Source organism: Bartonella sp. AP30XZML, from assembly GCF_042195945.1.
Classification (GTDB): domain Bacteria; phylum Pseudomonadota; class Alphaproteobacteria; order Rhizobiales; family Rhizobiaceae; genus Bartonella.
In genome coordinates this window covers 1-13,739 of record NZ_JBHIPJ010000045.1, presented here as the reverse complement: position 1 = coordinate 13,739, position 13,739 = coordinate 1, and the positions used below count along the sequence as shown (strand labels likewise).

The following is a 13,739-nucleotide window of genomic DNA, read 5'->3' as shown; positions in this document are numbered from 1 at the left end:
TTTTCTGCGATAAAGGAAAAATAGGCTGCACCATGGTTTATTTTTATAAAGAAGAAAGTTCCTCCTTTGTTGTGACAAAGGGATGATGGAGACTTTTTTCTTTTATTGTGCGGGGGGCATGGAATGCGTGAAATGCGTAGGGGGATGTTATTTGAGGGGAGATGAGTGACACAGCTAAAAGAGCTAAAATTATGATGCAAGAGAGTCAAGATTTATATTCTGCTCATCTGACAGAGCGGTGGCCATGGGAAAAAATAGCTCCCTATCAAGAGGCTCTCAATACTGCATTGAAAAAATATGTTCAGCGCTTTCCGGATGATGTTTGTCTGGAAAAAATTGCTGAAGAAATCGCTACAGGACAAGCACAATTGTGGCTTGTCTTAAAAAATAAAATCCAATTTAGTGCTTTTGCAATTACCAAAGTTGAAATAACCCATACGGGGAAAAAATGCGTCATTCTCTCTGATCTTGCTGGAGAGGGAGGGCTGAAATTGGTCAAGTTGATTGATGAAGTCGAAAAATGGGCGCGAACAATTAATGCTGAAGAAATGCACATGTTTGGAAGAACTGGATGGGCGAAAAAGCTCGCTCATCACGGATATTCTCGTAATCTTATTCAATATAGAAAGGTTCTGAACCCATGAGTAGAAAAACCACACCTCAAGTGCAGACAACAACACAAACAAATGCTCCACCTGCTTGGGCGGCTGATATTCTTAAACAAGCCAGTGCTGATGCACTTGGACTTTATAATAAGGGAATTGGCGGAAACGTTTATCAGGGAGACAGAGTCGCTGGTCTTAGCAATATGACAAAAAATGCGCTGACCGGTTTACAACAAGCAGCAGGGCTCTATAACAATCCAACGGTAACGCAATGGTTGAGTGCACCAACCAACAGCGCTACAAATCTTTCCGGTATGGCTAAGGGAAGCTGGATTGGAAGCAATAGTAAATTTAATACTGCATTGCAAAATGCTCTGAATAAAACGTCCGATGCAATTAATCAATCGATGTCGGGAGCAGGACGTTATGGCTCTGGGGCTCATACTGGTGTGCTGGCCGATGAGTTAGGCGCCTTGGCAACAAATGCTGCAGCACAGCAATATAATCAAGATATTAACAATATGATGAATGCAAACCAGATGATTGATCGCTCTCAGAATGATCAAGTTAATGCGGCAAATAGCTATTATCAAGGACAGAGTAACGTGCAAAGCAATGCTTTGAAAGGGGGTATGATTCAAGATATAAACCGCCAAAATGTCTTAGATGCTGAACGCCAAAAATGGTCAGAAAAAGATAATCAAGATTGGAACCGATTGCAAAGTTTGTTACAGGTAGGAACACAGGCTGCTGGAAATTACGGAACGACTTCAGGAAAATCCACGACAATGCCTTCTGTGACAAAAGATCCATTGCGTGATGCGCAGCAAGTACTTGGATTGGTCGGAGGAATTTTAGGGCTTTGTGATGTGAGAACAAAAGAAAATATTATCCCTGTGGGGCAGAAAAAGGGATATCCACTTTATACCTTTAATTATAAGGGAAATCCACAACGTTATCAGGGCGTTATGGCGCAAGATGTGTTGCGTGTGAACCCTGAAGCTGTTTATGTCAATGCGAAAACAAAGTTATTACATGTTGATTATGACAAAATAGGACTGAAAATGGAAAAAATGAAAATGGAGAAAATATCGGCATCTAAAAATAAAATTGCGGCTTTCTTTTCTTCATTTTTTGCTCGTTTTCCCTTTTTGAAAAAAGAGTATCTTCTATGAGTTCGATTTATGATTGGTCAATTGTTGCATCAGAAAATGCTTATGTCGACGAGAATATAAACTGGGCAGAAGGGCAACCACCAAGCACAGTCAATGATAGTGCTCGCGCTATGATGCAACGCATCAAAGAATATTTGTTGGATAATGGAGGCGGGATTGAAACACAGTTTACTGTCGATGTGGAAAACGAGAGAACGTCACTTCGTTTGGCAACAAAGTCTTTTTTTGAGACTTATATGGATGGCATTGTTGTGCGCTTTAAAGCACAAGGCGTCAACAGAGGAATAACAAATATTTCTTTAAATCAATTGCTACCACGACCAACTTATATGGCAACGCCAGAGGGTATTATGCCTTTAAAGGGCGGAGAAATTCAAAAAGGGGGACTTTATGAAATTGTCTATACGCGTGATATTGCCGGAAAAAATGCTGATGGCTGGTTTTTAACCAATCCTACTATAAAACTTCCTGAAATTCCGCCCTTTCCTCCTTTGCCTGAAACTTTTTCTTCTGGATTTATCGGGACTTTTGCTACAGAAAAAATACCCTCTGGATGGTTACTGTGTGATGGTAAAGAATATTCGCGAAGGAACTATGCCAATCTCTTTGCTGTTCTGGGAGAAACATGGGGAAAAGGAAATGGGCAAACAACATTCAATGTTCCCGATTTGCGTGGAATGTTTTTACGGGGGCTCGATAGTGGAAAAGCAATTGATAAAGGACGTCGCTTGGGAAGTCGACAAGAAGAGTCTTTTAAATCTCATACCCATGAAGGAAAAACAGATTCGACAGGTAACCACCAGCATAGTTATCCAATGATTGAAAAGGTAGTTTGGGATATGAATCACGGTGAATATTATAGAAATCTGGCTCAAGTCTACAATAAAGATCGGTTAACGAAGGCTGCGGGAGAGCATGAACATAAGGTCTTGTTGCAAAAAACAGGGGGGGATGAAACACGCCCCGTCAATATGGCGGTGGTTTATGCTGTCAAAGCCTGAGAATGAAAGCTTTGAGAGAAAGATAAAAATACTTACAAAATATTTGTTATGAAAAAAAGTCTTATTGAATATAAAGTCTTATAGAATATATTGTGTAGAAAGTTTTGAGGCGCTTTAGAAAAAAACTCAACTCTCTTTATTTTTTTATTTTTTGTGCTGCCTTTGTTGGATGTCTAAAGGTAAGTTTGCCTATTGTTCGTTAGAGGATCAAGACAGTGATTATTGAAGGTAGGGGGAGAACAAAAACCCTTTCTTTATTCATAGAGTTTTTGCTGAGGAATAAAGACTTTATCCAAAATGCTTCTCTCTTGTGGTATCGTGATACATTATTAAAACGTTGGGTTTAAAGCGTTGGGTTTAAAGCGCTGCTGTGCGATGACAAAAAGCCCATGGGTAAAATTTATTCTATTATGTTATGCCGTCAAACACCGTCATAAAAACACTATTATTGAAGCTGGTGATATAAGGAAAATAAGACATACAATACTTGATCCATTTAAGTATTGAAGAGACATCTATTCAGTGGAGGGCTTGCTTGGTTAAGCCTTATGCAAGTGAATCATATAAGTGAGCAGCAGACGGAATCCCTTCAGAGTAGTTGGATTGTTTTATAAACCGATGTGGGGCTAAAATCTTTGTCTTTTGAGGTGGCGGGAAGAGGTCAACGGATATGTTTATTTAAAGCGAGAAAAGGCAAAATGGTACTCTCCCTCTTTTGGGTAGAGCGTGTATGCAAAAAGCATTCTTTTTTTCAAAATGGGCGCTGGGTTTGCGAAGTCTTTTGGCGATGCGTTTAACACATGGTGAGTAATTGACTCTCTTAGATGCATTTTGTACTTGTCAGGAAACTTCTTGAAACAGAATGAGAGTGATACGAGAAAATCTGTAAGACAATAGTTTGTTCCGTTGTGTTGTAAAATACCATTGTTTGAGATGCGGTTAAAATTTTATGCATGGGGTGTTTTTCATCTGTACGTATTCCTAAAGCAGTGTTGTTTGTAGAGTAACTCTGGACAGGGGATGCATGACAAGGATGCATTTGAAGGTAAGCCAAGTTAAATCTGTTAGATACGAAGCCAGATTGTTGACAAACCATTGTTTATTGATTGGTATTATTTAAAGATCGGTGTGGTTTTGTCCTTTGGGGAAAGCTAACACAGCATGCAAGGTGGTCAAACATTTTTCTTTGGTTTCAGGTGATAAAGTCAACATTTTAGGTGGAAAACAGGGTATAATCTAAAAAAATGTCTTGTAAAAATTTTCGATGAGGAAATTTTTTCAAGAGGTTTTCTGAGAAATGCAAGAGCCGTACAACGGAAAAAGATATTCAAATGCTTAATACGCGTTTAGCTTATCAAAAAGGGGGATATAATGGCACTTTTTCCATTTTCTATTGCTGATATTGATGATCCTGAATGTATTCGTGTGGTTCTTTATGCTAGCGGAAGAATGGGACATGCTCCTTTGAATGCTCTGTTGAAGCAAACACGTCAAGATCTCCAATGTTTTGATAAAATACAGACTCAAAATATTCTCCAACTTACACAGCGTTTGGATATTTTAGAACAACAATTGAAAACGATTATCAAAGATCTTGAAGATGTGAAACACAAACAAGACGCTGAAGAAGCGGATAAAAGTAAAACGATGGGTGATTAACCATCTCGATTTGTGTCTCTATGGGATTTAGCTCCTTTAAAGCAGTGAGATAGATAGTTGTGAACAGGATAGTTATTTGCCTGTCCATAGAGCATTTATTTTTTTGATCAACCAAAAATGAAAAAGAGGTATTCTATAATGAAAAAATTGATTTTAATATTTTTAGCTTTGTGTCTTACTGGACCAGCTTCTGCACGTTTGTGGACTATTTCAGATGATTGTTCAGATATCGGCGGAACAATGGTTCGCTCACAAATCATCAATAATATTTCTGTCATTCCATATAAAAATTTGCAAGGGGTAAATATTCTCTCTGTTTTAGAAACGAGGCCTACAGAAGAGCCAGAAATGTCAAAAATTGTAGGAAGAACATTTCATATTCAAAGTCCTGAGATTGTTGAGCTGGCCTATAGAGCTTACAGTACATCGCAATTCGTTGATATTTGTTACAGAAGTAACTATTCAATCAATGTTATTCGAGGGCTGAGAGTGCGTGATAATTAAGCGTATTATCTGTATTCGTTGTGACTTAAATAGGCGATGCTTGGAAAATGGTCAATCTTCTACACTAAGGCTATTTTAACCCTAGCAGTTTTCTGATTTACAGTTTTTACTCAGAGTATAATCGTTCATGTTTTACAGAATTCATGAGTTATCGGTATTGAGGATCTATCTTAAGATATTCAACTACAGTTGATTCTATTTTAAACTGAGTGATTTTGTATCAATCGTCGTTTGAGCTTAGATGGCAATTTCATTCTAGCGTTTGGTGTTAGACAGATTTAAGCTTAGTGAGGCTGTAAATACGTGTCTTAATTGTCTTTGTTGACAGTATGCCGCTTGCGATAGGCAATAAATCATAGACACATTTTGAATCCGTAGAATGCACGTACATTAACAGTGGCAGACATTGTCAGTGGTAGATATCGCCAATGGTAGAGCTTGTGCATGCGGTGTTTTGTTGTGTGCATGAGTCATCATTCACGCGGCATCAATAAGGGAAGGCTTTGCTGTAGAGCCTGTAAAATAAATCGTGCAACAGCGGGGATAGAGGTAAGAATAGACTGAGATGAGGCAGTCTTATCACGGGCTAAAGCTGGTTAAAATTCTCGTCTTTAAGGAGGCGAGGAGGTTAAAAATATCCATTAGATTGCATGGGGATGCATTTCATGTCCGTTGCAATAAATTTAAAAGAGGTAAATTATGAAAAGCTTTTTGAAAAAAATATCCATCGTTTTGGTGATAATAGCATTAACAACAGGTGTTTCTCATGCTGGAGTTTATGAACAAAACGGTTATCTTAATTCGGTTCAAGTCGTTAGCGCAGGAGCACAATGTCTCCTAGAGCTCAGATACGGTATCAGCCCTACTTCAGACATTCAAAAAGGTGTTTGGGGCTGTGATAACATTGTTGGAAAAAGTATTTTGGATTTGGCAAAAACCGCAGTCATTTTGAACAGAAAAGTAATGGTTATTTTTGAAGCGGGTCATGTGCCAGCAAAAAGGGTTTTAGCCATCACTTTAAAATAAGATCAATAGGGTTTTTTCTCCCTTTTTATATCTGTAACGCTTCAAGAGGTTACAGGTATAAAATATGGAGTGTATATCAAAGGTATAAAAATGTTTCAAAGAGCATTCTCAGTATTTTTAGTGACAGTTTTATTTTTTTTCTTTTCAGATGTAAATCTGTCATATGCTATTGATCCTCCCCATATGGTTTTCCGTATAGATGATCGCTCTCCATCTGTTATATTCTTTGGAGGAGGTTTTGCCCCTTGGGGGGATGATCAGGATATCATACATCATGTAACTGGGCACTCTCTTGCTCAACAGACTTCAGCATTTGTGTCTACAACTGCAAATATGGATGCAGTTTACAGAATGGCGCGGCAACAGATTGCTAATAATCCTGATGAAACGTACTGGCTATATGAAATTATTCCAGATATAAATTTTTATTATGTTCCTAACTCACTCTTTGATACAGCCATGTCTGCTGACAACGTTGTTCAACATGAACAAGTTATGGATCTTTATTATGCATATTTATGGCAGGATGAATGGGCTTCGCTGGGGGCAATCAATACAAATCATATATACTCTGCAAGAAGTATTATGCGGCAAGCGAATGGTGATATTGTCATTGGTCCTAGAACCTTTAATTCTCTTTTTGTTGCCGCTCCATCACAAGTAAATTCGGGGACACTTCCTTCACAAGATTACACTTTTTTATCAGCTTATTATTCTGATAGCGAGGATGCGTTATCTCCAATGTCACTGGCATTTCTTGTAGAATCCTGTAACAGCTCTTCATCCAGTGGTCATATGGAGCGTTCTGGGGATTCTTCCTGCAGCACATACAAACATTCTGTTGATGATATTATGTATAAAATGAATCTATGGTATGAAGCTCTTTAAAGAATTACAGCTATATCTTGCTATTTAATCAAAAACAAAAAAGTAGGAAGATAGCGCATTTCTGTTTTATTTGATTGGTTCTGATGCGTATAGTGCGTAGGGCAGAGAAAATTTTTCGGTATTATGAAGTGTGATAGGGGTGCTATAAAGCATAGGTGTGACATCATCAAAAATGGAAGCGTTGATTTAACAGTATTTGTTTACCTCGATTAGAAAATCCGTTTTTTTCTTTGTTTGGAGTTTTACATCAATAATTTCTTATCTTGTTGTCGTGCTGCTTTTTGAGAGTGCGGTGATAGAAGGCATGTAAGTTTTATATATTGAAGTGTTTGTGTGTGGTGAATATGGGGAGTGTTTTTTTCGTCATGTGATGAACTCTTCGGGCGGTGGGGATTTTGTCCATAAAGCGTCATAAAATATCGCTTTTTGTTCTATGGTGATAGAGATCCCATGAGGGGAAAAGACAAAGGGGAAAGTCAAGTGGATTTTGCGAGCCAATCATGTAAACTGGAACGAATTCCATGCGGATATAAATCAGGTTCTGTTTGTTGCATATAGCGCTATTTGTTGCATAACTTGTGATAGCCAATTCTCTAAATAAAGGGATTTGACCGGTAGCAGAAAAAAGGAATCATTACGAGACAGTAAGTGTGCTTGTTTCAGAATGTCTAATGCTTTTGCATGACAAAGGAACGCGAAACTCTGTCACGCCTTCCTTTCATATTTTCGAGTTCAGGGGTGTCCATATATTTTCTTCAACTTGATTTTTATGCATTGGACACAAGGGAATTGGATGCAAGGGAATTGGATGCAAGGGAGTTGAAGGCTAGGGAGTTGAAGGCTAGGGAATTGGATGCAAGAGATTGAGATATAAGAGATTTGGATACAAGAGATTGGGATGAACATTTTTGGGATAAGCAAAGCTAATATGTTACGCTCGTTGTTTTACAGCGCGTTTGATAAAAAGCTAGGACATCTTTCCAATCCATTATGTATGTAACTTTAAGGCGTTGTTTTCTTAAGAGAGTGCAGAGCTTTTTTTGTTGCTTGTCAATCAACATCAAATTTCAAAGCTGTAGCATGTTTGAGAGAAAGAAGAATGAGAGCCTTACGGATTCAGAAGGGCAAAACTCTCTGAGCGATTCCAGCTTTTGTAAGCTAGACTTTATATATGCCAGATGAGGGCTGTATTTGAGTGATTTCTGAAATAGGAAGACAACCTTATTGAGAAAAAATATAAAGTCATATCAATCACTCTTCGGACTATCATCTTTTTCCTTTATAATTTTCAAAACTATCTATAGCAATATTATTTAAATAATGAAGATAATGCCTTATGCTTTTATGTATCGTGTGTCTTCTTGGGATCATGCCTCTCACATAAAAACAGAATGCCTCAAATATTAAAATATTATTTGTCTCCGAATATACATTTATTGCATATTCATGGACTTGTTTTTAAAGAGATATCCCACTCCCAAGTCCCTTTTACAAGAACACTCGTCAATGGTATAGGGGTAAAGCCCCTATGAAATGTATAAAACTTATAAGGTAACTCCCTCATCTTTATGCTTCATAAAAGTGCAGGTTGGTACTCTCATATATTTTTCCAGTTTCCAATGTTACGAAAGCCTTGGTTCGTGAGACGATTCATAAGAGGCATATGCCTTTTTTGTACAGTTTTTAATCCACATACCAGCTCCGCTTGTAACTTGCAAGCGACATGGTTTTGATCGTTCCAACAGAAAACAAATTTAGGATGAGAGAATCCTGTGGTATTAGGGTTTCTCATTCAACGTGCAAAACAATAAATACTCTTTATAAATCAATATGACATGTCTTAAAGAAGACGAATTGTTTATAAAGCCGCATGGATGAAGAATCTTCGTCTTTTAAGGTGGTGAAAGAAAATCATAATCCCTATTTTTTCATAAAGGGCATGAGAAAAGTGTTTCACAAAAATTTTATACGATAAGAATTATACGATAAAAAAGAGAGTCTTTTAACATAAGAGTCTTGATCGTTTGCGGCTATAACCTGTATTGTGTACACAGATACTTCTATCATTTTTTGCTGTAAAAGCTTCTCTTGGGATATTAAAGGGTACAATCTTTATGGAAAAAAGAATCCGAGCAAGACAAAAGGCTTATTTCAAAAGATTATATCGCAAGATTGCTTTTGTTTGCATAATACTTTTTTGTATAGTGTTTTTGTGTTTTGTTGTTGCAAAGGTGGTTAGTTATTTTTCTTCTCATAAAAAAGTAACACAACAAGCACCCGTTGAATTGGTTATTCCTGTTTTTGATCTACGCGTATATTGCAAGGAAATTTCTGCTTCCGTTATGCCCGATATGAAAAGAGAGGTTTATCAGCATTGTCTTAATTTGGAAAGTGAGTCCTATTTTGCTATTCGTGAAATGTGGGATAAGCTTTCTGATAGTGCTAAAAAACAATGTTTGACGAGGGTCCGTCCTGGGGATGGAAATTATTTTCTCTTACGAGACTGTTTTCTTAATGAAAGAGAAAATAAAACAGGCAAAAGGCGCAATTACTTTTAAGTTTTTATACGGAAAGTTAAAAGGATGCGAATTTTGATGAAAAGATAAAAACCTCTTAAATTACTATCTGCCTCAAGAGCAGTAGAAATTTGACTTATTTATCTTGTTATATCGCACTTTTATGGAAGGTGTGGTGACATATAAGGCATGGATTCCTCCTTGAAATATTTAAGGGGGCGAGGTGGAGTTTCAGGAGGATTTGTTGAGCTTTTTTAGGGAAATAACGAGTGTGGGAAATCCATTTCGTAATGGTTCTGGTGAATGGTATAATGGTAAAATCCCGTGATGTGTATAAAATGTATAAAGCAAGTTCATCTTTATGGTTTAAAAAAGAGTAAGCCGGTACTATCTCACACTTTGCTCGCTCCCAATGGTGCCTCTCGACAGCCTTTTAGCCTTAGAAACGGTTCATAAGAGGCACTTTTTTATCGTTTTTACTCCACGCAGGTTTTCCCACATGTAACATGCAAGAAAAAGAGATTGATTCAATAGCAAACAGATTGAGGATGAAAAATCCTACGGTATTAATTTTCTTACTCAACACAAAAAATATGAATTATCATTACAAATCAATTCAGTGTATGAATTTTATAAGTATTTTCATTGTTAACAGACCAGTGTGATTTGAGAACCTTCATTCTTTGAGGGTGTAAGTCAATAGACATGACAAAAATGAGTAAAAAAACATTCCTTTTATAAACATTTACGGCTTCTTCATGCGTAAAGCGCTGTGCTGGGTTTAAAAATGTGCTTGTTTTATAATTCTAGTTTTCTTTATCAGAAAAGATAAGTAAGGAAATACGTTAGGCCATTCTTATTGATAGGCTTTGAGGAGGGTATTTTTTTGAGAAGAAGCTGATTTTTAAAAAAGTGTGACATATTGGTCGTTTTTTTCATAATTTGATATTTTTTTGTATTTAAATATTTTGTTTTTAAGCTCAATTTGTTATAAATAAAAACTGTGATTAACTTAAAAACTCTATGGGTTAAAATAAAAATTGATAGTATCATTGACTTGTTTGGGAAAGAAGATTGATCTCTTGGTGATTATAGGGCTTGAATAATACTTCGTGTTAATCTATCTATAAAAGTTAAGAGGTTTTGTGAGGCGATCGTGGATTATCGCTCGCAAGGGGTTGCTTTAGCGATGAAGAGAGGCTATATTTATAAAATAAAGAGGTTCGCGCAGTGACTCGTTGGGATGGAAGTGCTTGTGAGTTAAATGCACGAGGGGGTAGAGGATATCGGCGTTTTTAGGAGCGGTGGTTTTAGAGCAAAAAAGGAAGCTTATACTATTCTCTGGCAGGAATTTTTTCTTTGTCAGGGGTGTTATATGTGTGTTTCCCTTTTTGTTTTCCACAAGATAATTATTTTTTTAGTGAAATATGGTTTATTTTAAAAAAAACACTTGGCATTTTACGTGAACATCATTAGGTTTCTGCTGTTTGACAGAGAAAAAGGGAATTTTTGATTTACGATTTCCCTGCTGTTTTGTGATTTTCAAGAAAATATATGCTTTTATCAATATCAGTAGGGTTCGTTTGAGTGAAATAAACGCGGATAGCTTGATAATCGTATGTTAAACATGATCAGCATTATCAAAAGATAATGCAATGAGGAAGCGTCAATTAAGACACACATAAGACAAACACTCCAAAAAGGGATAAAGATGAGGCCACAACAAAATAGACGGGTACGCGGTCGCAATAATAACAATAATGGTAATAACAATAATAATCGTCGCGGTCCTAATCCGTTGTCTCGCAATTATGAAAGTAGCGGTCCGGATGTTAAAATTCGCGGGAATGCTCAGCAAATTGCCGATAAATACATAAGCCTTGCGCGTGATGCACAAGGTGCAGGCGATCGTGTTATGTCGGAAAATTATTTACAACATGCCGAGCACTATTTGCGTATTATTTTAGCAGCAACTGGGCAAATGTCTCAATCGGTTCGGCGTGATGAAAATCGTGGTGATGAAAACGAAAATCGTGATGAAAACAATGGGCAAGAATGCGGTGAAATAAATCTTGATGGTGAAAAAAAGGATGCTGTCGAGGGTGATACAGATGTATTACAAATGTCGTCGCAAAAAAATGGCAATGGCCAATATGATAAAGCGCAAAATGGGGATGCGCGTGAAAACGCTTTAGAGGCTCTATCGGATGAAAAAATAGATCAAGAGCACTGCCTCTCTGAGAAAAATGTTGAACCTGTCAAAAAAATACGTCGTTCTCCTCGTCGACGTACTGTACGGACTCAAGATGAATCATCTCTTGAGCTTTCACTTACAACAGCAGAAAACTCTAGCAATGGAGATGCATCAACAGCAACAAAAACAGCAACAAAAGAGGATTCTTCTTTGCCTGGATTAGGTGAGGGGATACAGAGAAAACCACGCCGTCGCCGAGTGGTCAATCTTGAGGCAGAGGAAAATGTTTAAACCTGAAGGGTGCTGTGTAAGCCCGCTTGTGTGGTGATGTTATTGGCATCATGATAATAAATTATAATATGCTCAAGAAGCTTCTTGCGCTTTCCTTGAGTTTTCATGGGGCTGTATCAGAAACTTAACGAAGGCTGTTGACAGAAAAGATTGCCTCTTTGCTGAGATTTAAGTAAGGGAATACAGAGAAAGATGCGTCGTCGCTCAAGTGGTCAATCTTGAAGTAGAGGAAAATGTTTAAACCTGAAGGGTGCTGTGTAAGCGCTTGTGGTGATGTTATTGGCATCATGATAGTAAATTGTAATATACTCAAGAAGCTTCTTGCACTTTCTTTAGATTTTCACGGGCTGTATTGAGACTTAACCAAAGGGTGTTGACAGAAAAGATTGCCTCTTTGCTGAGATTTAAGTAAGGGGATATAGAGAAAACCACATCCGTGTATTTTAAGAGGCAGTTCTTTTATGAAGAACGCAATGTCGTTGTTTTATTTAATTCACACTTATCTTCAATGTATTCATGCCCATTTCGCGCTGGTGTTCATGAATTCTATAATGTGAAATCCATCGGTTATCTTTGCTTAATAAAAGATGTAAGCTGGGCGTTATTGCTTTAATTTTCAATGTTGCAACAGTTCTTCTTTTGATACCGGATCATTCATAAGAGGTATTTTATTCATCGATTTCCTTGCTAGGATATGTGAGGAAATGGATGAATAAAAATGGCTCTTATGAACTCTCTCTAGCGCCAAGGATTATCGGCAACACCCACGCGCTGGCAAAGCGTGTGATAATGCCGGCTTGCAGAAAATGTTTAAACCTTCAAGGATGCTATGTCAGCGCTTATTGATGTTAGTTTGCTTAATGAGGCATTATCTTCGCTCTCTCTTTTGTTGTTTCAACAAAAAGAATGGAGACAAGTGCACCGGTGTGATAATTGTAAATCATAAATTTTGTTTGTCCATCAGGGGTTAAAACTTTCAGTACAATATTGTGTTCTGAGAGGCTTTGCGACAAAATCTGTGTTTTTTCCGGTAGAGAGAGCGTATGATGGATAACGTGTGGGTTTTTGCTGAGAGAGGAAGATAGCTCTGTTTGTTTTGGCGCTGATCCGGTTTTTATCACTTTATAAATAATTAAAAACAGTACGGTTAGAATAAGGAAAAGCGTTATTAAAACGGAAATAATCATTAAACCCATAAGTTTTTTTCTTACTCGTTCTACAGCAGGGTCTAAAGGGAGATCTTGAGGCAGAGAATTTTGCTCTGTGTGATGGTCTTTTGAAGGTTGCATTCGCTTATTATCCATCATGTCTTTCATTGATTATTTTTTTGAGATCTGATGGGTTTATGCTTTTAAAGTTTTTTGTGCAAGAGGTTTGTGGAAGAAGAATGCAAAAGAGGAAGCGATGTTGGTAAAATATCTTCTTTCTGGACTGTAGACAGCTTGTCCTTTACGTTTTGGCTTTTAAGCAGGAAATTTCCATGGTTTGTTACAGACCAGATCAAGTTTACTTCTTGTTGATGTAAATTGGGGTGTACGTTTATACATTGAGCAAAAATTTGTTGTCCATAAAGTGCAAACTTTTTTGTGGACGGGACCATGTCCTGTTCACAAGCTTGAGCCGTGGGATAGATTTTAACCATTGTATTGTTCGAATAGCAACTATTAAAATCATCTGTACATGAAACTAATAAGAGGATAAAAACAAGGGGATTCATCAATTATTTTCCAAATGACAGGTTGACAGCGCGGACTCCAATTTGTCAGCCTAGGGGCTTCTTCACTGTTAAACGCTTTCAAAGTTTTTTAGTTCCCCTTTGAGATGCGGGTTCCCCTTTGAGATGCGGGTTCCCCTTTGAGATGCGGGTTCCCCTTTGAGAT

Annotated in this window: 13 protein-coding genes; 10 read left to right on the top strand and 3 right to left on the bottom strand. The window is 37.5% G+C overall.

Annotation, left to right across the window (positions count from 1 at the left end):
* The first annotated feature begins 161 nt into the window (after nt 1-161).
* The 7 genes from ACFIL2_RS03260 to ACFIL2_RS03230 all read left to right on the top strand — a co-directional run bounded on the left by ACFIL2_RS03260 (nt 162) and on the right by ACFIL2_RS03230 (nt 6,858).
* Nucleotides 162-644, top strand: a complete 483-nt coding sequence (locus tag ACFIL2_RS03260) for a hypothetical protein (RefSeq protein ID WP_375634552.1) — start codon at nt 162-164, stop codon at nt 642-644.
* A complete protein-coding gene (locus ACFIL2_RS03255) occupies nt 641-1,780 on the top strand; it encodes a tail fiber domain-containing protein (RefSeq protein WP_375633307.1) in 1,140 nt (379 codons plus the stop codon). The genes ACFIL2_RS03260 and ACFIL2_RS03255 overlap by 4 nt, the downstream gene beginning before the upstream one ends.
* Nucleotides 1,777-2,781: a phage tail protein gene (locus ACFIL2_RS03250; protein WP_375639968.1), complete on the top strand. Its 1,005-nt coding sequence runs from the start codon at nt 1,777-1,779 to the stop codon at nt 2,779-2,781. Before ACFIL2_RS03255 ends, ACFIL2_RS03250 begins: the two co-directional genes overlap by 4 nt.
* A gap of 1,371 nt (nt 2,782-4,152) precedes the next feature.
* On the top strand, nt 4,153-4,440 hold the full coding sequence (locus ACFIL2_RS03245) for a hypothetical protein (RefSeq protein ID WP_273791311.1): 288 nt from the start codon (nt 4,153-4,155) through the stop codon (nt 4,438-4,440).
* Between the two features lie 138 nt (nt 4,441-4,578).
* A complete protein-coding gene (locus ACFIL2_RS03240) occupies nt 4,579-4,944 on the top strand; it encodes a hypothetical protein (RefSeq protein ID WP_375617995.1) in 366 nt (121 codons plus the stop codon).
* 699 nt (nt 4,945-5,643) lie between these two features.
* The gene (locus tag ACFIL2_RS03235; RefSeq protein WP_375617996.1) at nt 5,644-5,970 is read left to right on the top strand and encodes a hypothetical protein; all 327 of its coding nucleotides are present in this window, start codon (nt 5,644-5,646) and stop codon (nt 5,968-5,970) included.
* 90 nt (nt 5,971-6,060) lie between these two features.
* A complete protein-coding gene (locus ACFIL2_RS03230; protein ID WP_375617997.1) occupies nt 6,061-6,858 on the top strand; it encodes a hypothetical protein in 798 nt (265 codons plus the stop codon).
* A 242-nt stretch (nt 6,859-7,100) separates the two neighbouring features.
* Here ACFIL2_RS03230 and ACFIL2_RS03225 read toward each other — a convergent pair whose 3' ends face one another.
* On the bottom strand, nt 7,101-7,271 hold the full coding sequence (locus tag ACFIL2_RS03225) for a hypothetical protein (protein WP_375633301.1): 171 nt from the start codon (nt 7,269-7,271) through the stop codon (nt 7,101-7,103).
* A 268-nt stretch (nt 7,272-7,539) separates the two neighbouring features.
* Between ACFIL2_RS03225 and ACFIL2_RS03220 the strand changes: the two genes are divergently transcribed.
* From ACFIL2_RS03220 to ACFIL2_RS03210, 3 genes are all read left to right on the top strand, one after another.
* The gene (locus tag ACFIL2_RS03220; protein ID WP_375681686.1) at nt 7,540-7,725 is read left to right on the top strand and encodes a hypothetical protein; all 186 of its coding nucleotides are present in this window, start codon (nt 7,540-7,542) and stop codon (nt 7,723-7,725) included.
* A gap of 1,247 nt (nt 7,726-8,972) precedes the next feature.
* Nucleotides 8,973-9,416 carry a hypothetical protein gene (locus ACFIL2_RS03215; protein WP_375680520.1) on the top strand — a complete coding sequence of 148 codons (444 nt, stop codon included), beginning with the start codon at nt 8,973-8,975 and terminating at the stop codon, nt 9,414-9,416.
* A gap of 1,669 nt (nt 9,417-11,085) precedes the next feature.
* A complete protein-coding gene (locus ACFIL2_RS03210; protein WP_375680519.1) occupies nt 11,086-11,859 on the top strand; it encodes a DUF4167 domain-containing protein in 774 nt (257 codons plus the stop codon).
* 857 nt (nt 11,860-12,716) lie between these two features.
* Here ACFIL2_RS03210 and ACFIL2_RS03205 read toward each other — a convergent pair.
* A complete protein-coding gene (locus tag ACFIL2_RS03205) occupies nt 12,717-13,166 on the bottom strand; it encodes a hypothetical protein (RefSeq protein ID WP_375680518.1) in 450 nt (149 codons plus the stop codon).
* A 44-nt stretch (nt 13,167-13,210) separates the two neighbouring features.
* The gene (locus ACFIL2_RS03200; protein WP_375680528.1) at nt 13,211-13,576 is read right to left on the bottom strand and encodes a hypothetical protein; all 366 of its coding nucleotides are present in this window, start codon (nt 13,574-13,576) and stop codon (nt 13,211-13,213) included.
* Nucleotides 13,577-13,739: the final 163 nt, after the last annotated feature.